The following is a 22,049-nucleotide window of genomic DNA, read 5'->3' on the forward strand; positions in this document are numbered from 1 at the left end:
AGATCTGGGGGATCCGATGCTTCACAGACAGAACGTTCAAGAGTTGCTTGACGCATTGGCGCTAGAGATCCTCGATTTCGTTAAGAAGTCGGAGTCCAGCTATCCCGATCGCTGGGTACCCATAGCTCACGTCAAGAATTGCCTTGACCTCAATATGGTCGCCGTTCCACAGGGTGGAGCGCAGTACGGGCCTAAGGGTTGGGTGTTCGCTAGTCTCGCAAGAAGACTCGAAGACCAGAGGCTGCTGGAGCACACGCGCATCGGCTCACGCTCATTCTGTCGTTCTGCGCGTGCCGCCTAACAATGCGTTCAAGCCGACACCGCTTCGTTACGCCAAGCACATGGCAGGTACAGCTTGCCATGTGCTTGGCTCCACTGCGCGGCGCGGCTTAACTTAGGTGTTAGGCGGCACTCGGGAGATATATGGCGATCGATCTGTTTGACCTGACGGGGAGCTGGCTAGACCTACTGCTCGCGCGTCGGATAGTCATTCCGACCGCCGTGGGTATCGTCGTAGCTCTTGGGGTCTACTACTTGACCGGTCAAACTCCGGGGTCCGCCGCGGTGGCGTTCGGTATCGGTCTACTCAGCGTATGCGTTGGCGTAATCTGGCACATCGCTGGCGGCAAACCGGGTGCCGCCTAACAATGCGTTCAAGCCGAAGCCGCTTCGTTCCGCAAAGCACATGGCAGATAGAGCTTGCCATGTGCTTTTCTCCACTACGCGTCTCGGCTTAACTTGGGTGTTAGGCGGCACATGAGCAGACTCGAAACCCCGATGACCCGCTGGTACTGGAGCCAGATCGGTGGGCTACTGCTCGAAGAGTTTCTTGTGGTGCCGAGGGCGCCGGGTCAAGGCCGTAGGTTGCTAGACGGACTTATCGTGCTTGGAGAGCCTGCAGCTATCGCGCCGCCGGGCACGCGCTTCGACGTTGCGGGTCGCGACGTCGTCTCAGTACAAACGAAGAACAGTCTGCTCGGCATGTACCTCATGGGCCAGGCACTCTTCTCGCGTGATCTCGTCCGCGCCTTGGGCCCAAAAAGCGTCATGTCCGTTGCACTTTGTTCCGCCAGCGATAGGGTGCTGACGCCCATGCTAGAAGCGCACGAGAATTGTCATGTGGTGGTTTGCCCGTCAGAGGTGTGTCGTGGCGCCGCCTAACAATGCGTTCAAGCCGACACCTCATCGGGGCGCAAACCACATGGCAGAAAAAGCTTGCCATGTGCTTCGCGCCCCGCTGCGGCGCGGCTTAACTTAAGTGTTAGGCGCACCACTGCACCGCAAGGAGGCGTGAAGTGAAACTGACAGACTCGGAAATTCGCCACTTCAAGAACGTACTGTGGGGCACGCGCTTCTGGGCGTCGTTCCGCTGGGTTCTGTTGGGTGTTCTGGGCTACACCGCCGTCGCACACTTCAGCGGCTGGAGGCCGCAGACCCGTCCGGACTGGCTGGTTGCCGGAGCTCTCTACATGCTTGTCGCTTGGCCAGGCCTGTGCCGCACCTACGTATTTCACACGCTTCGCCGCGTTGTTGCGGAGGACCCGGAGGCGAGGGCGCAGCTTGCTGCGGCTGGCGTTAAAGAGTTCGCGTCTGGCACCCCGGCGGGGCGCGCCTAACAATGCGTTCAAGCCGAAGCCGCTTCGTTACGCAAAGCACATGGCAGATACAGCTTGCCATGTGCTTCGCTCCACTACGCGTCTCGGCTTAACTTAGGTGTTAGGCGGCAGTGGGATCTCTCGCGAGGTGATGATGTGAAAGAAGAAGACAAAACGGGTCTGAAGTACTTTGGGGCGTTGATCGTTGCTCCACTCGTAATTATTCTGATTTCCGGAGCTTTGAAGGATTCCCGAGACTCTTCCAGCTCTCGCCGGTTCCAGAAGTTCCTGATGGAGAATGGGTGCAGGGAGGCGGGCACGACGTTCTCGGAGGGGTACGAGGAGACCGCTTACTTATGCAAGACGGACTTCGTCTGGGGCGACAAGCTTTCGTACTCAAAATACATGATCTTCTTGGATGAGTATGAGAGATGATTCCGTGCAGCACGGTTGCCGCCTAACAATGCGTTCAAGCCGAAGCCGCTTCGTTCCGCAAAGCACATGGCAGATACAGCTTGCCATGTGCTTCGCTCCACTACGCGTCTCGGCTTAACTTAGGTGTTAGGGCTCAATTGTGGCTTCCGAAGATCTCAATGCTCTGTTCAATGAGGCTCTCGGGTTCGCTGAGTACATGCTGCTTGCGCATGGCGAGTTCATTCCATTTGGCGTATCGATGAGCCCCGACGGAAAGATAGCCCAAGTAGCTGGGAGCCTCGGCACCGAGCAGCCTAAGTCGGCTGATATGGTTGAGTTTCTTCAATCATCTTTCGCTCACTCGGCGGCTCTTGGCTCCATCAGGGCAGCTGGTGTGTGTTTGGATATGTACGTAGTTCCTCCTGGGCAAGAGCAAAAATCGGATGCAATTTGCACCCGGCTGGCTCATGTATCAGGCGAAACAGTAGAGGTATTTGTGCCGTACTCTCGCGACAAGCACGGGGCTTTCCAGCTTGGTCAAACGTTCTCAACAGCGGGTGTCGAGTTCAAGCTAGTTGAGCCCTAACAATGCGTTCAAGCCGAAGCTGCTTCGTTCCACCAAGCACATGGCAGGTAAAGCTTGCCATGTGCTTGGCTCCACTACGCAGCTCGGCTTAACTTAGGCGTTAGGCCGCAGGGGAGGCGACGCTATGTTTCGATTTCTGATCATACTTGTGCTTGTGTTAGCCGCACCTGCATATGCAAATGAGCCTATGCAGTTCAAGATTGCTTCTGAAACGCCCGAAAATAGTCTTTTTCGCGTTGCAATACGTGGCGGACAATTTGAAATTTTTGCTTCTGGCGAGATAGATCCGGGCGCAACTGAAAGATTTCAAAAGTTCGCTGCCACTAACTCGATAACAGACGCCATTGTGCTATTCGACTCCCCTGGCGGTTCGCTATCCGAAGGCATGCGCCTGGGAAGAGCCATTCGATCAATGCGGTTCAATACAGGTGTCGGCACATACGGTCCAAACGGCAGGCGAAGGTATCAGGGCGTCTGCGCAAGCTCGTGTGCTTATGCTTTCGCGGGTGGCGAGTACCGCTTCTATTACGGCAATGACGAAAGAATCGGGATACATCAGTTCTACTCGTCTGGCGATAACCAAGCCGACATGGGAGACACTCAACTCGTCAGTTCGATTCTTATTGATTATCTACAATCCATGGGCGTCAATCCACAAGCATTTGTGGTCGCAAGTAGTGCGCGCGGCGATTCGATGTTTTGGCTGACCGAGGATCAGGCCACTGCGCTAGGGCTCGCAAATAACGGGGCCGATCCAACGGTGGCTGAGATCAAGATGGCCGGTTCGAGTCCATATTTGAGGCTTGAGCAGACGCTTAGCAACGTTACAACGCGAATTTTATTTGGGTGTGATCTGGGCCGTGTCACTTTGCTGGCAGGAATCGTCACAACCCCCGACCTGTCAAGAGAAAAGCAGTCGTTCTTGAAAAGAACCTACCTAGAAACGGACTCTGGGGAGCTTATGGCTGCGCAAGGCAAAGCTGGAACTAGTGCAGTCGGTAGCGTACTGTGGCTTGATCGCCTACCAACTAATTCCGATCTGGTGGAACTGCTAAGGACCAACCAGCTCGGAGTTTGGACAGAAAGCGGTGGCCCAATGAGATGGGGCGCGACGATTGACCTTCGACCCGTGAAGCAAAAGATGGCGCACTTCATGGAAAACTGCTTGAAAGGTAACTAGGATGCGGCCTAACGATTCGTTCAAGCCGACACCGCTTCGCGGCGCGGCTTAACTCTGGTGTTAGGCCTTGTTTCCCGCACTGTTGTTGCCAGCTTCAAGGCGGTTCATTGCATCCCGCTTGTCCGTCGCGTTTGCACCTCGCACGCGCGGTGCAGGCATCGGCAGGTGGCCTTGCAGCGCCTCGGCTTCGCACGGACGCGACTCTCCGCAAGATTCGACCGCCCGAGTCGACTTCGGACAGAGCGCAGCGAGAGTTCTTGGCCGTGCGAGGCGCGGGTTCTGGCTTCGGCTCGGGCGAGTGCCAGCTCCAGGCCGCTCGACCAGACATGTTGTACTGTTTTGCTCAGGGGTTGGGCTGTCGCAAGGTCGGGTGCAAGCTCGGTGTGCGGCGGCCTAACAAGTCGTTCAAGCCGAAGCCGCTTCGTTACGCAAACCACATGGCAGGTAAAGCTTGCCATGTGCTTTGCTCCACTACGCGTCTCGGCTTAACTCTGGTGTTAGGCACTCACATGGGGCAGCTCTCGCAAAGCATTCTCATCGGACTCATCACCGGCCTAGCCTCGGGGGTGGTCACAGGGCTGTACTCTGGACTTATCATTTCGAGAGTCATGCGGTTTCAAGGTCTAATCGCAGACGCTCTGAGGTGCGTGAATAGCGTCGAGTACATGGATGGCGAGAGGACCGAAGTCAGACGCGGTCGTATCTCCAATCTCGGCGAAATCGGAAGCAGCCTTATGCACTTCGGTCACGTCAAAGCGGGAAAAGCGCTCTTGAAGGAGTACACGGTCATTGGGCCCGCCTTGTACGCAGCAGAGGAAGGCCGGAAAACCGTCCGAGAACTAGAGACGATCCTTTCAAGTAGCTACGATGCGGTACGTGCCCTAAGACCAGGTATCCGCACGTACTTGCCGTAGAGGCTCCGTGTGGCGTGGTGCCTAACAATGCGTTCAAGCCGAAGCCGCTTCGTTACGCAAAACACATGGCAGGAGAAGCTTGCCATGTGCTTCGCTCCACTACGCGTCTCGGCTTAACTTGGGTGTTAGGGGGCTAATCGAAATGAGGAGCTACGTGAAGGCCATACTTTTCCCCGCAGTGCTACTAATGGCAGCCTGTGCACACCAACCTAGCCCTTCTTCTGGAGGTTTAGGTACTTCGGTTTCAGGCGGCCATATCGCCAATGTGACTCGCGACGTTCAAGGTTGGCACAACGCTCAAAACCCAGATTGCTTGTTCTCTCGCGCTGTCAAGGTCACTGTCACCGAGAGAGACAGCGATGGAGTCACGGAGCGCTGGACCATCGAGGGCTGCAACGGCAGGCTTTTTGACTATGAGGCTTACATCATGTCAATGGGTGGCGGTATCACCGTCATGGTCTCAAACGCAGATGGTTCACCGGCATCGGTCGCCCCCTAACAATTCATTCAAGCCGACGCCGCTTCGCGGCGCGGCTTAATTCAGGTGTTAGGCCTTGTTTCCCGCACTGTTGCTGCCGGGTTCCAAGCAAACTGTAGCGACTCGCTCATCCGCAGCGTTTGCACCTCGCACGCGCGATGCAGGCATCGGCAGTCAGTCGGGAAGCACTTCGGCTTCGGACAGGCGCGACTTTCCGCAAGATTCGACCTGCCGCACCGGCTTCGGCCAGGGTGCGGTGAGAGTTCTGGGCCGCGAAGGCTGCAACATCATCGCTTCGGCCTGGCAGATTCCAGCCTCGGGCTGACCGGCCAGACTTGTTGTAATGTTCGGCTCAGGGGTTGGGTCACCGCAGGTCAGGCACAGGTGCTGGGCAGCGGCGGCCTAACGAGTCGTTCAAGCCGAATCCGCTTCGTTCCGCAAAACACATGGCAGGTACAGCTTGCCATGTGTTTCGCTGCACTACGCTGCTCGGCTTAACTCTGGTGTTAGGCGGCAAACGAGACAGCCCCATGGATCCGGAGAAGACGCGGTTTGCTTGGTGGTTTTACTTCTGGTTCTTGGTCGCCTTAGCGACGATCAGCCCTTTCTTTGGGCCGCTGGATCCAGTGGGCTGGGCACAATGGAGCTTCGAGCTCGTCGGCATTGCCGGGCTATGGGGTTACCTTCGTCGGAAACCTATCGTGCACCTGCAGCTTTGGCGCGCTTACTTCCTTGCTGTCATAGTGTCGTTGCTGTATGGCGGCTTCAGCGCCATCTTCGGCGACCCACCGGACCCATTCTCAGGCGTCGCTTGGCATGGATTTCTGGCTGTCGTCACGCTCTTCGTATGGGTCATCACCGTTCCACTTCTCATAGGGCTTTGGCGCTATGCCTTTAGGAGCCCAAGCATTTGGCAAAGTACCGGGAGTGCCGCCTAACAATGCGTTCAAGCCGACACCGCTTCGTTACGCCAACCACATGGCGGAGAAAGCTTGCCATGTGGTCGGCTCCACTACGCGGCGCGGCTTAACTTAGGCGTTAGGCGCTTATCGATGAGTACGGGCTGGGCACCAACTTCAGAGCAGCAGGAGCAGCTATTCGCCGAGCTTGGACGATGCCTGTATGTTTTTCAGGCAATTGAAGCCAGGCTGAAAATGCTACTGCCTCACATGGTTCCTGTGGGGCAAGAGTCTAGTCTCACGAGCGAAAATTTCTCCAGCTGGCGGCTTTATCTCGACTCTAAGACGACACTAGGCCCATTGATTCAGAAGCTTAAGGAGCACGTAAGGTCGGATCACCCAGAGCTACTAGACCAGTCGTGGCGTCAGCTAGTCCGGTATCGCAACGAGATCATCCATCATTACGTCGAACAGCCGTTCTCTCGCCTTGATACAGAGTCAAAGTTCAATGACGCAATGCTCTTCCTCACGCATCGCAGGGCCGCTGCTATACCTTTGCTGGTGCTCTTGCAGGACACATGTATCGTCCTTATGCAGGAGCTTGCGCCAGAGGGAGTGCTTGCTGAATCAACTGCAATTCACTAGGCGCGCCTAACAATGCGTTCAAGCCGACACCGCATCGGGGCGCAAACCACATGGCAGGAAGAGCTTGCCATGTGCTTCACGCCCCGCTGCGGCGCGGCTTAACTTAGGCGTTAGGCCTTGTTTCCCGCACTGTTGTTGCCGGGTTCCAGGCGATTCGTAGCGCATCGCTCATCCGCAGTGTTGGAACCTCGCACGCGCGGTGCGGGCATCGGCAGCCAGCCTTGCAGCGCCTCGGCTTCGGACAGGCGCGACTCTCCGCAAGATTCGACCGGCCGAGTCGGCTTCGGAAAGGGGCGCTGTGAGAGTTCTTGGCCGCGCGCTCGATAAGTCCGGCTCCGATCAGACCGAGCCGATACTCCCGGCCAGGACTTGCTGTAGTGTTTCGCTCAGGTGTTGGGCTACCGCAGTTCTGGTTCGGTCTGCGGCGGCCTAACAATGCGTTCAAGCCGAAGCCGCTTCGTTACGCGGTCCAGGCGGCAGGTAAAGCTTGCCACCTGGCCCGCTCCACTACGCGTCTCGGCTTAACTTAGGTGTTAGGCCTCATGGACCGATTTCGCGTATTCCTAAGCATGATTCTCGCGCTGGCTATGCTGAGTGCGGCTGCAACGGAACCTGGCGCACCTTCCGCGGCTCGAGACGAGGTCATAAGGCAAATCCTTGGCGAGTTCTGGGGAAGTGCTCGGGATGTCCGGGGCATGCCGATCCAGCCTGAGAATGAGCAGGATCGAATCATCGTTCCTGTTAGTCGCGCCGCCGCGTACAGAGCAATTGAAGCCGGTAACATTTCTGCGGTAGCAGAGTGGTGCGGGCTGGAGTGGGAGCCGCACTACTTCGCACTCACCAGAGCGGCGAGAGCGAAGGGGATGGTCGATAAGCAGGTTGCATTCCTGTCGGTGTTGCATGGAGCAGGTCAGGCGGCGTACTTGAGGTCGCTCACTGGCCGCACCTGCACCGAGGAGGAGCGTGGCCGCGTGACGAGGTTGCGGGATGAGTCAGCGGTTCAGGGGCTACCCGATGACGCGAACAGCAGTTGGTGACTGGTTGAGGCCTAACAATGCGTTCAAGCCGAAACCGCTTCGTTACGCAAACCACATGGCAGGAATAGCTTGCCATGTGGTTCGCTCCACTACGCGGTTCGGCTTAACTTAGGCGTTAGGCGCGCTATCGCACCGCATGGAGGCATGAAGTGAAACTAACGGTATCCGAAGTCCGTCATTTCAAGAACGTGCTGTGGGGAACTCGCTTCTGGGCGTGGTTTCGCTGGGTGCTCTTGTTGGTCCTTGGCTACACCGCCGCAGCACACTTCACTGGCTGGAAGCCTCTGGCCCGAACTGACTGGCTGGCCGCAGGCGCGGTCTACCTGCTGGTCGCTTGGCCAGGCTTGTGTCGCACATACGTGTTTCATACGCTTCACCGTGTGGTGGCGGAGGATCCGGAGGCACGGGCACAGCTCGCTGCTGCTGGTGTGAAAGAGTTCGCGTCTGACGCATCGGGCGGGCGCGCCTAACAATGCGTTCAAGCCGACACCGCATCGGGTCGCAAACCACATGGCAGGTACAGCTTGCCATGTGCTTCACGCCCCGCTGCGGCGCGGCTTAACTTAGGTGTTAGGCCGCAATGGAGAGTTCGGTGGAATCTCTTGCTCCGCTACTGAGTCAACTCACAGCCATAAAGTGGCTCCTGATCTTCATTGCACTGTGTGTACTAGGCATGCTGGTCATCTTCTTTGTAATTGCTGTCAATCTACTGGACGCAGTGAAAGAGGGACGGAGCAGCAACCGAAGCAGTAACAAGAGATCAGAGCTAGACGAGTTGCTCGCCTCGGGACAGAGCAAGGCCGCAAAGTTCACCGCCATGGAGTGGGTCAAGGCTCAGCCGCTCAGTCCTGACGCACACTGGGCGCAAGCAAAGGCGCACTACCAATTGGGTGAGCTGTCAGAAGCGAAACAAGTGCTCAAGGGGCTGCTTAAGTTTGCACCAGAGGAGCACTATCGTGTGGATGCCTGGCTCGAGCTGCTGGAGTCGGAGTTCTCGGAGCGGCGCCCAAAGCCGGTATCCTGATATGCGGCCTAACAATGCGTTCAAGCCGACACCGCATCGGGGCGAAAACCACATGGCAGGAAGAGCTTGCCATGTGCTTCACGCCCCGCTGCGGCGCGGCTTAACTTAGGCGTTAGGCGGCACAGGGACCGCACCACACATGATGTCTCAAAAGAAGATTGGCCTTGTCGCAATAGCCACTCCGGCATGGTTCTTGACCGTCTATTTAGTAATGTCGGCTATGCGGCCGGACTACGTACACACCGACCAGGCTATTAGTGAGCTGGGCAGCTTGGATGCACCCAACCTCTGGGCTTGGAACGTTCTCGGTTACATCCTGCCCGGCCTCGCTATAGCACTCTTGGGCATCGGGCTCCGGCGCGAGTTCGTAGGCCGCGGGCTTCCGGCCACTGCCCCAGCAATGGCATTGGTGGCCGCAGGCCTCCTGATGGCACTGTCCGGCGCGTTTCCCGCCAACATGACGGACTTCAAATCCACTACGACGCTCCTGCACTCGGTAGGCAGCTTTGGCTGCTACATCGCGTTCTTAGTAGCAGGCTTCTGGCTGCCTTCACTGTTCCGGAAGGTCAACTCATGGCATTGGGCAGCAACGCCGTCGCTCGCCCTCGTAATCGCGTCAATCGCTACTGGGTTTCTGCGCTTCGCTGGCATGGCCAGCATCGGTCAGCGCATCACCTTCTTGTGCTTCTTCCTGTGGGTTGCGCTGGTAGGCTGGGCGCTGTGGCGGGCCAACAGCTCCTCGGTGCCGCCTAACAATTCGTCCAAGCCGACGCCGCTTCGCGGCGCGGCTTAACTCAAGTGTTAGGCCGCAATGGACGCAGCTCTGATCCCTAAACTGATCAAGCAGAGGCGAAGGCTGCTACAAAGCTACCTAGTCCATGTGGCTTGGTTCGCTGCCATGATCATTACCGCGATAGCTCATTCATCCAGGACGGTGGTCGCCAGCTCAATCTTCTTGGCGCTCGTAACGGTTCCGCCCGTCATCGCTTACGCGGCAGCGGTGCACCGAACTTGCCGAGCGATTGATCCAAACGCCAAGACGATCGGACTTGTTCCAATGATCATCATGACGGTGCTGTTTACTCCATTTGAGTCCGGATTGGTTGTCCCAGCAAAAAATCTGTTGGTTTCAGGCAGGTTGGTACGAGAGCGTCAGGCTGCGGCTATGCGGCCTAACGAGTCATTCAAGCCGACGTCGCTTCGCGACGCGGCTTAATTCTGGTGTTAGATTGCGGAGAAACTTCTTGGCGACCCCACCAAAAATTCATAGGCGATTCAAATCATTCGACAAGGAGATGCGAGACATTTGGGAGTCGTACGAGCTCATACAACACATGTGTTCAACCGAACATCTCAGGATCAAAGCCCTTCAGAAGAGCCTGCCAGGATCTACTGTTTTTGTGCGGTCAACTCTCTACGGAGCACCCAAAGACCTTAGTGCCTCAAATGCATACGGTGCAATCTCCCATCTGCAAAGAGCACTCAATCCCCGCCACGCACTTCTGGATGCTGTTGCTGCTTTTGAGGAGTACCTCGGATGCCTTCTAGAGATAGTCCTATTGGACAATCCTGATCTCCTGAAAGGGGATGCAACAACAGCCGAGAGAGAAGAAATTAAGCTAGTCAACTGGATTGTTGAGAGCGCCGACAAATCAGAGATTCTAGAAAGAATTGTGGAAGAAAGAATTCGGGCGCTGTTCTACGGAAATCCAGTGGATGTGCTAACAAAGCCGAAGAGCAAGCTCAGGATTCATGGCTACTTTTCGGATCCGCAGTGTAAGCAGCACATCGACAAATTCGCGGAGATCGTGGCCCGCAGAAACCTTATTGCACACAATGACGGGTACGTAGATCGAAAATATCTGAGAGAAGTAACTTCCACAAGCTTTAAGTTGGGCAAGAAGATTCCGAATGACAGTGCGTACATAAAGGATGCTATCGGATTTCTTTTGTGCTTGGCCGGGAAGGCCTCAGAACTGGTCTTGAGGAATCACTACTCATCAGGAGTTAGTGGGGTTCTCGCCTCTAGGCTAAAGTGCTGTAAATCCCTGCCCGCAATCTAACAATTCATTCAAGCCGATGCCGCTTCGCGGCACGGCTTAATTCAAGCGTTAGCCGCTGTGAGAGAGAGAGCTGCGTGGAAACCATTAGCTTCGACGATTTCCTGAAAGTTGAGCTGCGCGTTGGCCGGGTCGTAAGCGCGTCGGTGTTTGCGGAAGCGCGAAAGCCCGCCTATGTCTTGCACGTGGATTTCGGCAAGAACCTTGGCGTCAAGAAGTCCAGCGCACAGATCACGGCGCTCTACCGACCTGAGGAGCTTGTCGGCAAGCTGGTGGTAGCCGTCGTCAACTTCCCTCGCAAGCAAGTAGGCCCTTTAATGTCCGAGTGTCTGGTGACCGGGTTCCATAATGAGCAGGGGGAGGTCGCGCTCTGCGTGCCCGATCAGGCAGTTCCACTTGGTACGAGGCTGCTGTAGTGGCGGCTAACAAGTCATTCAAGCCGATGCCGCTTCGCGGCACGGCTTAATTCTAGTGTTAGGCGCTATGAAAGTTCTGAGCAGGTTCGCAGTTCTTTTAGCAGCAGCACTTCTCGCAGCGTGCATGGGCGATCCCAATGCTAAACCGGCGTTCGGCGAGGAATCCGGCCTGCCAAAGAACTGCCGGGCGATCGTCCAAGCGAACGTTGACGCGTATCGCAGCGGGCAATACACGGCGGACGAGGTGATGGAGTCGTTGGAGAGGAACTGTGGTACCAATGGACATGCGTGGGGCCAGTAGCATTCCGCCAAGGGCGCACGTACTTACTCACGGCGCGCCTAACAATGCGTTCAAGCCGAAGCCGCTTCGTTCCGCAAAGCACATGGCAGGTACAGCTTGCCATGTGCTTCGCTCCACTACGCGTCTCGGCTTAACTTGGGTGTTAGGCCCTACACGGAGCGTACATGGCAACCGATACGTGTAAGTCTTGTGGTGAAGCCATCGAAGATGGCTATGTCGTGTGCTGGAAATGTGGGGCCGGAGTAGATGGGAGTCCGCCCGCTGAAGACTTCGTCCAATATCGCGAGTCCTCTTCGCAGGCCGAGCAGCGAGCCTTGGCATGCTTGCGGTGTAGCAACAAGATGAGTTTTGTTCGGCGCATGAGGCTGCACGAAGGAAGCCTCTTGCCTGGACTTCTGCTCGACGTGGCAAGACTCTTCACTAACCGGGAGAACTTTGACACTTACGCATGCGAAACCTGCGGAAAGGTTGAGTTCTTCGTGGCAGAGTAGGGCCTAACAATGCGTTCAAGCCGAAGCCGCTTCGTTCCGCAAAACACATGGCAGGTACAGCTTGCCATGCGTTTAGCTCCACTACGCGTCTCGGCTTAACTTAGGTGTTAGGCCGCAAAGGAAGGCTATGGCGACCGTTTACAAATCAAAAACTGATGCGTGGTTGCTTGCTGTTCTCGCAGTTGCGATTGCGGTGTCACTTTTCGCCGCTGTCGTAACCGTGTCTGACGGGTCCCCCGCTGCGTGGCCCGTGGCCGCGTTCATCGTCGTCATCGGTGTCGGCCTGCCTATCTGGCTGTTGCTTTCAACGCGCTATACGTTGGAGCCCCGTCAGCTAAGAGTACAAAGCGGCCCGTTCAAGTGGCACATCAAAGTAGCGGACATCACCAGCATTACGCCCAGTTCCAACGCGCTCTCCAGCCCAGCGCTTTCATTGGACCGGCTGCGTATTGACTACGGCTCGGGAAGGTCGCTCATGATTTCTCCACGGAACAAGGAACGGTTCCTCCGAGATATTGAGGCTGCCCGTCGCGGTGCGGCCTAACAATGCGTTCAAGCCGAACCCGCTTCGTTACACGGCCCACATGGCAGGAAGAGCTTGCCATGTGCGCCGCTCCACTGCGCGGGTCGGCTTAACTTAGGTGTTAGCTGTCATGAAAAGCCTCTCGGCGCTCATAGTCCTTCTATTCTTGGCGCTTGCGCTTGGGTGCGGGCGGGAAGAACACCTTAGCCCCCCAATACTGGTGACCACAGACCCAGATGCTGAAATCAATGTCTGGCCCTTGGGTTTAACTCGTGGACTGGTCGTAATCGATGAGAATTGCATCAAGCTAGATCGAAGCCCGGTCCAGCCTGATATGGTTACTCTTGTATTTCCGCCTGATTATAGACTACGGAAATCAAGAAAAGGTTGGGACATCATTACTTCAAGAGCCGATCCGTGGGGCTTCGTTGGTGCAGAGCGCGAAATCGGAGGTGGCTCCCTAAACGATGACTCGGTCGTTTCTCACTACGTAAGCGCAGAGTTAAAAGGACAGTGCCTTGGACCGTACTGGCTTGTGACGCCAGAAGACCCTGTTGAACTTCAGCCACGCAATGTCCAACCGTCGCCCCCATCCACTGACAGCTAACAATGCGTTCAAGCCGAAGCCGCTTCGTTCCACCAACCACACGGCAGGTAGAGCTTGCCATGCGGTTGGCTCCACTACGCGTCTCGGCTTAACTTAGGTGTTAGCTGCTTATGACAATTGTCCGATTCTCAAGCATCCTTCTTCTCGCGGTCTCGCTCCCGGCGCAAAGTGGCTGGCGTGATATGGACGGCAATGCTCTGCCTGAGACGGAGTCTCGGAAATCGCAAGGTGGATTCAGCGCCTCGCTTGTTGTTACCCCAGATCGAGACTGGCAAGCCAAGTGGGAAACACCTCCAGAGACAGTCCCCCACTTCACCGAAGCCGACGAAGTCTCAGAAGGCGGCGAGCTAACTATCCTGACCTTTCTGTCAAATCCGAAAATCTCGCCCTCCGGAATGACCGAGGTGACATGCGATTTCATCGTTACGAGACCAGATGGCTCAAAGTCTGTAAGTGAAATCAACATGCCTTGCTTCAACTATGAGCTCAAGACGGATCCTACGAACGTCTATCTCACCGCTGCCTCGCTCAAATACGTCGCAGAGCCTTCAGATCAGCGCGGCATCTGGGAGGTAGCTGTAAACGTCAAAGATTTGGCTCGTGGGGTCGCTCTTCCGTTGCGCACCTCCTTTGTCGTGAGGTAAGCAGCTAACAATTCGTTCAAGCCGACGTCGCTTCGGGGCGCAAACCACATGGCAGGTAAAGCTTGCCATGTGCTTCACGCCCCTACGCGCCGCGGCTTAACTCTGGCGTTAGGCGTCATATGAAGAATCTCACGCTCGTGTGGATCTGCACCGCTCTGTTCGCTTCTGCGCAGTCGGGGGCGTGCGAGCCTACGGCCGACCAAATGGAGGATTACTGGCAGCGAAGCCGCAAGAGCGAGGAAGCGTACCTCACCAACCTGGCTCAAAACGTAGATCAGATACTTACCGGAACCGTCAGCGACGTCACCCAACTGTCTGACGGCCCGTACGCTCAGCTGGCCCATATAACGGTAGACGCGACCATCAAAGGTCATCCGGACAGCTTTGCATCCGCGAAGATGTGGCTGCGCGTCAATCCGAAGCGCGACAGCCCCACTTTGGACAGCATTCGGTCCTGCGACGAGCCGCCGGATCCAGCGCAATACAATCCATACGTGCTGAAGAGCTACCGATATCTCTACTACATCAAGGACGGGGTCCTTCTACGCGTAAATGGATTTCCTCTCGGCCCTCCGCCGCTAGAGCCAGAAAGCGAGATTGAGCTTCTCAAGCGAGCAGGCGTCTAGTGCTCCACGTGACGCCTAACAATGCGTTCAAGCCGACACCGCATCGGGGCGCAAACCACATGGCAGGTGTAGCTTGCCATGTGCTTCACGCCCCGCTGCGGCGCGGCTTAACTTAGGTGTTAGGCCTTGTTTCCCGCACTGTTGCAACAGGGTTTGTGCTCGCCTGCGGCAGCGGGCTCTTTCGTGACTGTTGGTTCCTCGTACGCGCGGTGACGGCATCGGCAGTCACTCGTGGCGCAGCTCGGCTCCGGACAGGCGCAGCTTCAGCACAAGTACGATCATCCTGAGTCGGCTCGTTCAAGTTGTCGGTGCAGGCTCTTGGCCGCGCGAACTGTCGGTCTTGGCTCAGCCCCCCAGGCACGGCCAGCGCCAGGCAAGTTGTTGTAGTGTTCCGCTCAGGGGTTGGGCCAGGTGCCAGGTATCAGCGGCCTAACGATTCATTCAAGCCGATGCCGCTTCGCGGCACGGCTTAATTCTGGTGTTAGGCCTTGTTTCCCGCACTGTTGCTGCCAGGTTCCAGGCGATCTGTAGCGCCTCGCTTATCCGCAGCGTTTGCACCTCGCACGCGCGGTGCGGGCGTCGGCAGTCAGCCCTGCAACAATTCGGCTTCGGCCAGGCGCGACTCTCCGCAAGGTTCGACTCGCCGCGTCGGCTTCGGGCAGTGCGCGGTGAGAGCTCTTGGCCGCGCGACTTGATCTTCTAGGCTTCGCTCGCGCCAAGTGCCAGGTCAAGCTCTCCAGCAAGACTTGTTGTACTGTTCGTCTCCGGGGTTGGGCTATCGCGGGTCGGGCGTAAGTTCCGGGCAGCGGCGGCCTAACAAGTCGTTCAAGCCGAATCCGCTTCGTTACGCAAAACACATGGCAGGTACAGCTTGCCATGTGTTTTGCTTCACTACGCTGCTCGGCTTAACTCTGGTGTTAGGCCTTGTTTCCCGCACTGTTGTTGCCGGGTTCCAGGCAAGCTGTAGCGCCTCGCTCATCCGCAGCGTTTGCACCTCGCACGCGCGGTGCAGGCATCGGCAGTCTGTCCTGCAGCACCTCGGCTTCGGACAGGCGCGACTCTTCGCCAGATTCGACCTACCGGGTCGGCTTCGGGCAGTGCACGGTGAGAGTACTTGGCCGCGCGCATGGTGCTTTTCGGCAGCACCAGACACGGCGCTTGTTGTACTGTTCGCCTCAGGGGTTGAGCTGCCGCACGTCGGGCGCAGGTGCCGGGGAACGGCGGCCTAACGATTCGTTCAAGCCGATGCCGCTTCGCGGCACGGCTTAACTCTGGTGTTAGGCGCCACGGGGGGAGACGATGGATCTGACTGAAGAGCAAGTTGAAAGATTGATATCCGCATTCGAGAGGCGAGACAGGTGGCACGCCGAACGATTGTTCCGGCGGGAGAATGAATTCTTTCACCGCTTGGCCAGAATTGAAGAAAAGCTAGACGAGATGTCTTCGCATCATGGATGCTGTGCGCTCTCCGGTAGCTCTAATGAACGAGAGGGAATATTACAGCTCCTGACCGGCGTCCCGGGCAACATCGGTTCGGATCAGAAGCACGTCAGGAAAAAAACTAAGAACTCGGCCCATCTCGTAATATGTGACCCATACTTCTTTCAGTTCAACAAGCCGACCAAAGGGTTTAAGAACAAGAATGACTACGTTGATTACCTGATCGATCTTCTATCGAGTCCAGAACTGAGATCAGTAGAGATCTTTCACCTTCCCGGGCCAGAGGGAATTATTTTCCAGAACTTCAAGAGGCGCATTGCTGAGCGAGGTGTCGACGCTTCGTACTACGAGACGGAATTGATACATGACCGCGTGATCATCGACTCTCATGGAAATGGAACATTGCTCGGAACATCGTTTGCCGGCGTAGGGAATAAGTTCTCGTTTGTGCTAACGCTTCCTAGAACCGACGTCGACCAATTCTTGAAGGAATTGGGCCAGATAAAGCTGGACCTCCGCAGTGGCGCCTAACAATTCATTCAAGCCGATGCCGCTTCGCGGCACGGCTTAACTCAGGTGTTAGGCCGCTGGTGATAGTCAACCGTGGTTGACACATAGACAACCGTGGTTTACTCTCCCTGCCATGGTCGAGATCCTCAAGAGCGACACTTTCGATGCATGGTTACGCGCTTTGCGCGACCGTCAAGTAAAGGCTCGCATAGAGGTGCGTATCCGGCGGTTGTCGCTGGAGAACCCAGGGCAGCACCGAGCGCTCAAGGGTGGGATCTGCGAGCTCAAAATAGATCACGGCCCCGGGTATCGGGTTTACTACACCTTTCGTAATCAAACACTTGTGCTGCTGCTCTGCGGCGGCACCAAATCCACCCAAAGCCAAGACATCAAGCTTGCGCAGAGCATTGCCAAGCAATGGGAGGACTAGCCATGACCAAAGTAAAAGAGAAGTTCAGCCGCTACGACACCGCAGATTACCTGGAGACGGAAGCGGACATTGCTGCGTACTTGAACGCATGCGCAGAAGAAGATGATCCCGCGCTGCTGGTGGCTGCGCTCGGAGATGTGGCCCGAGCTCGCAACATGACCCAGCTCGCCGAGAAAACCGGCATGACCCGAATGGGCTTGTACAAGGCTCTTTCGGGGCAAGGCAACCCGAGCTTCGCTACCGTATCCAAGGTCGCGCATGCGCTTGGCCTAAAGATCACGGTGGCAGCGACCTAACAATGCGTTCAAGCCGACACCACATCGGGGCGCAAACCACATGGCAGGTACAGCTTGCCATGTGCTTCACGCCCCGCTGCGGCGCGGCTTAACTTGGGCGTTAGGCCCCGCTGGGAGGTGCATGGCGATGTGGAAGGGCGGCAACGAGAAGATGCGTCGAAACCTGGGCGCGGGAATGGCGCTTGGCGTCGCAATCGGCGCAGCGTTCGGAATTGTCCTTGGTAGCCCTGCCCTGAGCATCGGGCTAGGCATCGCTCTGGGCGTTGCCGCTGCACTCGCATTGTCCAGCCGGCGGCCAGGTAAGGTCGGTAAGTCGACGCCACGTTCTCGTGGTGACAACGGCGGCGGCTGGGCATGACAGTGCGTTCAAGCCGACACGGTAGTTCCTTCGCTTCAGTGGACACCCTGACCTAACGATCAGGAGTGTCTTCATGCTCACACCAGGCCCCATAACAACCTACCGTTACACCGATCATTTCAAGGCCACCGCAGTTCGCCTGAGTGAGCTTCCCGGCGTCTCCGTCGCCGACGTTGCCGAGTCGCTTTACAGCCCCCTTTCATGTTGTCTCGCTGACGCAGACTGGCGCGAGAGGGCAGAACCGCAAGTGCCCGCCTTGGCGCGTCTTGGCTTGACTTGGGGGTTGGCGCCAATGGCAGCATTTCGCAAACTCATGTTCACAACCGCTCTCACCTGGCTTGCGATCGGCATTTGCGTAGCGGCGGCTGGCATCCTTTTTACGTTTCCCGCGGATCCAATGATCTGGCAGGCGGCAACGTGGACTCTTGTAGCAGCGTTGTGCGCGCTGCTGGTTCTCGTCGTTGTGCTTGGCTATGTCATGGCTACGAATCAGGCCACAAGGACCTGGCGGCGCATCACCCCTTTTCTGATCGGCGTTGCGTGCCTTGCACCAGTTGCCGTCGGGCTGTTTTAGCCCGCACACTCAGCCATCACGTCAGAGAGGGCGGCATGGGTGGGGCCTGGCAAAGCGTTCGAGACGAAGCCGCTTCGCTCCATTCCGCGTCTCGGCTTGGCCCAGGTGTCAGGTCCGCATTTGGCCATGCAGAGGGTGGAGAGATTCAATGGCTCGATTTGGCGTCACAAACATCTACCTCCTGGTCGGACTCGGACTGCTTGCCGTTAGCGCCATTCTGGCGGCTTGGATCTTCTTCCAGCCTGCCGCGATCGCCCACAGCGACATGCGATTCAGGGTTGCCTACGGGAGCTTCATCGCCGGCCTCGTTCTGTATGTGATCGGCCGCGTGACGTTGGTGATGCAACGCCGGCCGCAGGCCTAGCAAATCATTCAAGCCGCTACTGCTTCGCGGCACGGCTTGATTCCGGTGCCAAGTCGCAGGGAGCCACATGGCCAGTCCAACCAACAAGCTTCTCGTATTCGCCGCTGCCCTCAGCGGACTCGCAGCGCTGGTACATCTGGCGTGTCTTGTCGTGGGCGCTCCGCTGTTTCGGCTCTTGGGCGCCGGAGAGCAGATGGCACAGCTGCACGGGGCCGGCCACTGGTATCCCACCGTCGTGACCCTGGCGATTGCCGGCGTTCTTGCTGCCTGGAGTGCTTACGCCCTGTCCGGCGCCGGCGTGATTCGCAGGCTGCCGTTGCGCCGTACTGTCCTGTCCGCCGTCACGGCCATCTACATGGTCCGGGGCGTCGCGTTCGTGCCGGTCATGGCGTACTTCCCTGGCAACAGCATGGTGTTCTGGCTCGTGAGCTCTTCAATCTGCCTGCTGATCGGCATCGTCCACCTTGTGGGCCTCCGGCAGTCCTGGGGCAGGCTGTCGTGCGGCTCGGCCCCGCTTGTTCGTTAGGCAGCGATGGATTCCTCGCTCCGCATCGAGTTCGCAGTCCGCTATCGGCTTGGAGAGTACCTTCGTTTCGTAACGGAGCACGCGTTCGACACAGAGGAGTCCTTGCAGACCCTGACGGGGGCAAGGCGACATGTGGCCCGCTTTACGCTGCTGTGTGTTGCAGCAATCGGGTTCGTGTACAAATCGTCGCGTGTCGGCCGATGCGACTTCACGATCGACGCTGCGGGCGTGAGCAGGCGCACCAGGCGTGGCCCGGGCTCTGTTGCCTGGGCCAGGGTGAAGGCAGTCCACATTTACAGCCCGGGATTTCTTGTCGAGCTCGAAAGCGGCGCCATGCCGATACCGTTCCGCGTGCTCTCACTCGAGCAGCAAAAGCAGTTCAGGTTGCTGGCCGCGGACCACCTTCCTGAGGGGCCGCAGCGTGGCCGTCCAGTCGAGCCCACACCGCTTCGCGGCGCGGCGTAGTCTGGCGTCAGGCGGCATGGGACGAGGTGCGGAAATGCTTGGGAAGGGCGCCGGATCATTGCTTACGGTACAGGCCTTCATTGCGGCACTGGATCATCCGCTCAAGCAGGAGATTGTCGCGCTCAGGCACATCCTCCTCGGCGCGGACCCGGGGATCTCCGAGGAGAACAAATGGAACGCACCGAGCTTCAGGACGTCAGAGCACTTCGCCACGATGCCTCTGAGGGCCAAGGACTCGGTGCAGCTCATTCTCCATCTGGGAGCCAGGTCCAAGCGGGCGTTGCCGCCGGGCTGGATCCCTGATCCCCATGGGATCCTCAAGTGGCTTGGACCAGACCGTGCATCGGTCAGGTTCGCCGGTCGGGAGGACCTTGTGGTGAAGCGTGAGCCGCTGGTTGCAGTCGTCCGGGAGTGGATCAAGCATGTGTAGCTGCGTTCAAGGACACGCACGTCTCGGTCTTCCGGCCGTCGCTGCAGTGAGCACCGTGGCGATCGCGCGGCGGCAGAAAGTATCGCCGCGGGCATGAGAGGGTCCGCGGCGGTCGCTTCGGCGCTGGTGGCGTTCGCCGTCTTCGCCGCGCTGTCCCTGATTCGCGGCGCAGCCTGGCTCGAGGCACCTTTGCCGGGTGGTTTGCCGCTCGGCAACGGGCTGGTCGCTTCAGGTCTGTGTGCACTTGCGGGCGCTGCATGCCTGCTGAGCCTGCCGCGTTCCACGCTTCGCGCCGCCTCGCTGGTCTCGCTGGTCGCGGCCATGCTCTGGCTTCCCGTCTCGGTGGTCCTGGCAGGCAACCCGCAGCTCAATTTCAGCGGTGGCCGCGGGCTGGTATGGCTGGTACTCAGCGTGACGGTCCTGGCCGGTGCATGCTCTACTTTGCTCTGGGCGATGGGAGCCTGGGCGAGGAGACGCTTTCGGCCCATGGCCTGATCGGGCGCATCCGCGTTGACGATGCGTCCTGACGCCAGGTGCCGGGTTGCAATGGAGCGTATATGGGCCGGGAAACATGCAAGACCTGCGGCGAAGCCGTGGAGAACGGCTACACGATCTGCTGGAAGTGTGGCACCGGCGTCGATGGCAGCCCGCCGGCCGCGGAGTTCGTTCCCGACGCCCTGGCGCCAGGGGAAACACAGCGAACCCTGGCGTGCCTGCGCTGTGGAACCGGGTTGAGCTTCGTTCGCCGCATGAAGCTGCATGAGGGAAGCCTGTTGCCCGGTCTGCTGCTTGACGTTGGCAAGCTCTTCACCAACCGCGAGGGATTCGACACATACGCATGTCCTGGCTGCGGGAAGGTCGAGTTCTTCCTGGCCGGGTAAGCACCGCCCTCGAAAACGCCGCTCGTTGCTACTCTTCTGCCAATCGGGCGGCCCGCCCCGCCGATGCTCAAGGGGAACCGCCGTGAACGTCTGGATCGTCCTGCTCGCCGCACTGTTCGGCGTGATCTTCGGCCTGTGGGGCTGAGGCTTCATGGGTGCACCACGCAAGGAGGCAGGGCATGACGCTGACCGAGGATGAGATCCGCCACTTCAGGAATGTCCTGTGGGGCACGCGCTTCTGGGCGTGGTTCCGCTGGGTGCTGCTCGCCGTGCTGGGCTACACCGCCGCGGGACACCTGGGCGGCTGGAAGCCGGTGGCGCGCCCGGACTGGCTGGTGGCGGGAGCGCTCTACCTGCTGGTCGCCTGGCCAGGCCTGTGCCGCGTGTATGTCTTCCACACGCTGCGCCGCGTGCTCGAAGCCGATCCCGAGGCTCGCGCGCAGCTTGCGGCGGCGGGTGTCGACGTGTCCGGGCCTGGCAAGCGCGGCTGACGCGGCGCCCCGCGACCTGCGGGATCGGCCGCCGTCGCGTGTACGGGATTGCCGCACCGAAGGGTCACAGTTCTCCGGCCCGGGCGTCCTGCACTGACCCCGGACGATTTTGCGAGAACGCCATGACCCGCAGTGCACCGCGCTCGAACGCATGGATGGTCGGCATCGGCCTGGCCGCAGGCGCCGGACTCGGCAGCGCACTGGGGATTGTCTTCGGCAACCTGCCAGCTGGCCTCGCGGCCGGGGTGGCCGTCGGTCTCGTCGCCGGCGCGGCACTCTCGCGGCGCCGCTGACACGTCATCAGGCGGGCCGTACGATGGAACGCGGCCGGCCCCGCCCACGGGCAGCACCAGGAGAGGACCATGCAAGGACCCAGGGGAGTCGCGGCCGGCGTGGCGTCGGGAGTGGCTGTCTACGTCTTTGGCCAGGGCGCCTGACCGGGGCGCGCAGCGATGGAACTGCCCAGGATCCTTGCGCTCTTCGTCGCCACGGCGCTGGCGGAGATCATCGGCTGCTACCTGCCGTGGCTGTGGCTGAAGCAGGGCCGCTCGGCGTGGCTGCTGCTGCCGGCGGCGCTCAGCCTGGCCGTGTTCGTATGGCTGCTGACCCTGCATCCACAGGCGGCCGGGCGCGTCTATGCGGCCTACGGCGGGGTCTACGTCACGGTGGCGCTGATGTGGCTGTGGGCCGTCGACGCGGTGCGACCCTCGCTGACCGACTGGATCGGCGTTGGCCTGTGCCTGCTGGGGATGGCGGTGATCATGCTCGGCGCACGCCAGGGCTGAGCGATGCGCGGAGCCCACGCGGCGGGCTGGCGCGCCGCGCACGTGCCCGGCGCTTGGCC

The 22,049-nt window shown here is 58.6% G+C and carries 25 protein-coding genes; all 25 read left to right on the forward strand.

Annotation, left to right across the window (positions count from 1 at the left end; all coding sequences use genetic code 11):
* Positions 1–756: 756 nt before the first annotated feature.
* The 25 genes from JGR68_RS00210 to JGR68_RS00330 all read left to right on the forward strand — a co-directional run bounded on the left by JGR68_RS00210 (position 757) and on the right by JGR68_RS00330 (position 21,990).
* Entirely contained in the window at positions 757–1,161 is a 405-nt protein-coding gene (locus JGR68_RS00210) for a hypothetical protein (RefSeq protein WP_199363397.1), read from the forward strand.
* A 134-nt stretch (positions 1,162–1,295) separates the two neighbouring features.
* On the forward strand, positions 1,296–1,616 hold the full coding sequence (locus JGR68_RS00215; RefSeq protein ID WP_199363119.1) for a hypothetical protein: 321 nt from the start codon (positions 1,296–1,298) through the stop codon (positions 1,614–1,616).
* 135 nt (positions 1,617–1,751) lie between these two features.
* Positions 1,752–2,030 (forward strand): hypothetical protein, encoded by a 279-nt coding sequence (locus JGR68_RS00220; RefSeq protein WP_199363118.1) that lies wholly within the window; start codon positions 1,752–1,754, stop codon positions 2,028–2,030.
* Positions 2,031–2,169: 139 nt separating this feature from the next.
* Positions 2,170–2,595 (forward strand): hypothetical protein, encoded by a 426-nt coding sequence (locus JGR68_RS00225; protein ID WP_199363116.1) that lies wholly within the window; start codon positions 2,170–2,172, stop codon positions 2,593–2,595.
* A gap of 187 nt (positions 2,596–2,782) precedes the next feature.
* A complete protein-coding gene (locus JGR68_RS00230) occupies positions 2,783–3,775 on the forward strand; it encodes a hypothetical protein (RefSeq protein WP_199363115.1) in 993 nt (330 codons plus the stop codon).
* A gap of 1,922 nt (positions 3,776–5,697) precedes the next feature.
* The gene (locus JGR68_RS00235) at positions 5,698–6,105 is read left to right on the forward strand and encodes a hypothetical protein (protein WP_199363114.1); all 408 of its coding nucleotides are present in this window, start codon (positions 5,698–5,700) and stop codon (positions 6,103–6,105) included.
* Between the two features lie 2,316 nt (positions 6,106–8,421).
* Entirely contained in the window at positions 8,422–8,772 is a 351-nt protein-coding gene (locus tag JGR68_RS00240; RefSeq protein WP_199363113.1) for a hypothetical protein, read from the forward strand.
* A 139-nt stretch (positions 8,773–8,911) separates the two neighbouring features.
* Positions 8,912–9,565, forward strand: a complete 654-nt coding sequence (locus JGR68_RS00245; protein ID WP_141066046.1) for a DUF998 domain-containing protein — start codon at positions 8,912–8,914, stop codon at positions 9,563–9,565.
* Positions 9,566–10,106: 541 nt separating this feature from the next.
* Positions 10,107–10,835, forward strand: coding sequence for a hypothetical protein (locus JGR68_RS00250; protein WP_199363112.1), 729 nt, complete (start codon positions 10,107–10,109; stop codon positions 10,833–10,835).
* A gap of 74 nt (positions 10,836–10,909) precedes the next feature.
* Positions 10,910–11,248, forward strand: a complete 339-nt coding sequence (locus JGR68_RS00255; protein ID WP_191728689.1) for a tRNA-binding protein — start codon at positions 10,910–10,912, stop codon at positions 11,246–11,248.
* A 1,042-nt stretch (positions 11,249–12,290) separates the two neighbouring features.
* Positions 12,291–12,584, forward strand: coding sequence for a PH domain-containing protein (locus tag JGR68_RS00260; protein WP_200672708.1), 294 nt, complete (start codon positions 12,291–12,293; stop codon positions 12,582–12,584).
* Between the two features lie 696 nt (positions 12,585–13,280).
* The gene (locus JGR68_RS00265) at positions 13,281–13,814 is read left to right on the forward strand and encodes a hypothetical protein (RefSeq protein WP_199363110.1); all 534 of its coding nucleotides are present in this window, start codon (positions 13,281–13,283) and stop codon (positions 13,812–13,814) included.
* Between the two features lie 119 nt (positions 13,815–13,933).
* Positions 13,934–14,440: a hypothetical protein gene (locus tag JGR68_RS00270; RefSeq protein WP_199363108.1), complete on the forward strand. Its 507-nt coding sequence runs from the start codon at positions 13,934–13,936 to the stop codon at positions 14,438–14,440.
* Positions 14,441–15,739: 1,299 nt separating this feature from the next.
* On the forward strand, positions 15,740–16,411 hold the full coding sequence (locus tag JGR68_RS00275; RefSeq protein WP_199363107.1) for a PhoU domain-containing protein: 672 nt from the start codon (positions 15,740–15,742) through the stop codon (positions 16,409–16,411).
* Between the two features lie 112 nt (positions 16,412–16,523).
* Positions 16,524–16,820, forward strand: a complete 297-nt coding sequence (locus JGR68_RS00280) for a type II toxin-antitoxin system RelE/ParE family toxin (RefSeq protein ID WP_199363106.1) — start codon at positions 16,524–16,526, stop codon at positions 16,818–16,820.
* A 2-nt stretch (positions 16,821–16,822) separates the two neighbouring features.
* Entirely contained in the window at positions 16,823–17,116 is a 294-nt protein-coding gene (locus tag JGR68_RS00285) for an addiction module antidote protein (RefSeq protein WP_199363105.1), read from the forward strand.
* 431 nt (positions 17,117–17,547) lie between these two features.
* Positions 17,548–18,048 (forward strand): hypothetical protein, encoded by a 501-nt coding sequence (locus tag JGR68_RS00290; RefSeq protein WP_199363104.1) that lies wholly within the window; start codon positions 17,548–17,550, stop codon positions 18,046–18,048.
* 148 nt (positions 18,049–18,196) lie between these two features.
* Positions 18,197–18,412: a hypothetical protein gene (locus JGR68_RS00295; RefSeq protein ID WP_199363103.1), complete on the forward strand. Its 216-nt coding sequence runs from the start codon at positions 18,197–18,199 to the stop codon at positions 18,410–18,412.
* Positions 18,413–18,605: 193 nt separating this feature from the next.
* The gene (locus tag JGR68_RS00300) at positions 18,606–18,938 is read left to right on the forward strand and encodes a hypothetical protein (RefSeq protein ID WP_234446536.1); all 333 of its coding nucleotides are present in this window, start codon (positions 18,606–18,608) and stop codon (positions 18,936–18,938) included.
* Positions 18,939–19,437: 499 nt separating this feature from the next.
* Positions 19,438–19,833: a DUF1801 domain-containing protein gene (locus JGR68_RS00305; RefSeq protein ID WP_199363098.1), complete on the forward strand. Its 396-nt coding sequence runs from the start codon at positions 19,438–19,440 to the stop codon at positions 19,831–19,833.
* Between the two features lie 126 nt (positions 19,834–19,959).
* Positions 19,960–20,328 carry a hypothetical protein gene (locus JGR68_RS00310; protein ID WP_199363096.1) on the forward strand — a complete coding sequence of 123 codons (369 nt, stop codon included), beginning with the start codon at positions 19,960–19,962 and terminating at the stop codon, positions 20,326–20,328.
* A 98-nt stretch (positions 20,329–20,426) separates the two neighbouring features.
* Positions 20,427–20,714 carry a hypothetical protein gene (locus JGR68_RS00315; protein ID WP_199392538.1) on the forward strand — a complete coding sequence of 96 codons (288 nt, stop codon included), beginning with the start codon at positions 20,427–20,429 and terminating at the stop codon, positions 20,712–20,714.
* Positions 20,715–20,893: 179 nt separating this feature from the next.
* A complete protein-coding gene (locus tag JGR68_RS00320) occupies positions 20,894–21,205 on the forward strand; it encodes a hypothetical protein (protein ID WP_199363092.1) in 312 nt (103 codons plus the stop codon).
* 122 nt (positions 21,206–21,327) lie between these two features.
* Positions 21,328–21,498, forward strand: a complete 171-nt coding sequence (locus JGR68_RS00325) for a hypothetical protein (RefSeq protein ID WP_199363090.1) — start codon at positions 21,328–21,330, stop codon at positions 21,496–21,498.
* Between the two features lie 159 nt (positions 21,499–21,657).
* The gene (locus JGR68_RS00330; RefSeq protein WP_199363089.1) at positions 21,658–21,990 is read left to right on the forward strand and encodes a YnfA family protein; all 333 of its coding nucleotides are present in this window, start codon (positions 21,658–21,660) and stop codon (positions 21,988–21,990) included.
* Positions 21,991–22,049: the final 59 nt, after the last annotated feature.

It is taken from the genome of Luteimonas sp. MC1750 (assembly GCF_016615955.1).
Classification (GTDB): domain Bacteria; phylum Pseudomonadota; class Gammaproteobacteria; order Xanthomonadales; family Xanthomonadaceae; genus Luteimonas.

Coding starts and splice junctions, on each gene's coding strand:
- JGR68_RS00210 (WP_199363397.1), top strand. CDS start 757: ATGAGCAGACTCGAAACCCCGATGACCCGCTGGTACTGGAGCCAGATC.
- JGR68_RS00230 (WP_199363115.1), top strand. CDS start 2,783: ATGCAGTTCAAGATTGCTTCTGAAACGCCCGAAAATAGTCTTTTTCGC.
- JGR68_RS00235 (WP_199363114.1), top strand. CDS start 5,698: ATGGATCCGGAGAAGACGCGGTTTGCTTGGTGGTTTTACTTCTGGTTC.
- JGR68_RS00240 (WP_199363113.1), top strand. CDS start 8,422: ATGCTGGTCATCTTCTTTGTAATTGCTGTCAATCTACTGGACGCAGTG.
- JGR68_RS00245 (WP_141066046.1), top strand. CDS start 8,912: ATGATGTCTCAAAAGAAGATTGGCCTTGTCGCAATAGCCACTCCGGCA.
- JGR68_RS00250 (WP_199363112.1), top strand. CDS start 10,107: ATGTGTTCAACCGAACATCTCAGGATCAAAGCCCTTCAGAAGAGCCTG.
- JGR68_RS00265 (WP_199363110.1), top strand. CDS start 13,281: ATGACAATTGTCCGATTCTCAAGCATCCTTCTTCTCGCGGTCTCGCTC.
- JGR68_RS00270 (WP_199363108.1), top strand. CDS start 13,934: ATGAAGAATCTCACGCTCGTGTGGATCTGCACCGCTCTGTTCGCTTCT.
- JGR68_RS00275 (WP_199363107.1), top strand. CDS start 15,740: ATGGATCTGACTGAAGAGCAAGTTGAAAGATTGATATCCGCATTCGAG.
- JGR68_RS00280 (WP_199363106.1), top strand. CDS start 16,524: ATGGTCGAGATCCTCAAGAGCGACACTTTCGATGCATGGTTACGCGCT.
- JGR68_RS00285 (WP_199363105.1), top strand. CDS start 16,823: ATGACCAAAGTAAAAGAGAAGTTCAGCCGCTACGACACCGCAGATTAC.
- JGR68_RS00290 (WP_199363104.1), top strand. CDS start 17,548: ATGCTCACACCAGGCCCCATAACAACCTACCGTTACACCGATCATTTC.
- JGR68_RS00295 (WP_199363103.1), top strand. CDS start 18,197: ATGGCTCGATTTGGCGTCACAAACATCTACCTCCTGGTCGGACTCGGA.
- JGR68_RS00300 (WP_234446536.1), top strand. CDS start 18,606: ATGGCACAGCTGCACGGGGCCGGCCACTGGTATCCCACCGTCGTGACC.
- JGR68_RS00305 (WP_199363098.1), top strand. CDS start 19,438: ATGCTTGGGAAGGGCGCCGGATCATTGCTTACGGTACAGGCCTTCATT.
- JGR68_RS00320 (WP_199363092.1), top strand. CDS start 20,894: ATGACGCTGACCGAGGATGAGATCCGCCACTTCAGGAATGTCCTGTGG.
- JGR68_RS00325 (WP_199363090.1), top strand. CDS start 21,328: ATGACCCGCAGTGCACCGCGCTCGAACGCATGGATGGTCGGCATCGGC.
- JGR68_RS00330 (WP_199363089.1), top strand. CDS start 21,658: ATGGAACTGCCCAGGATCCTTGCGCTCTTCGTCGCCACGGCGCTGGCG.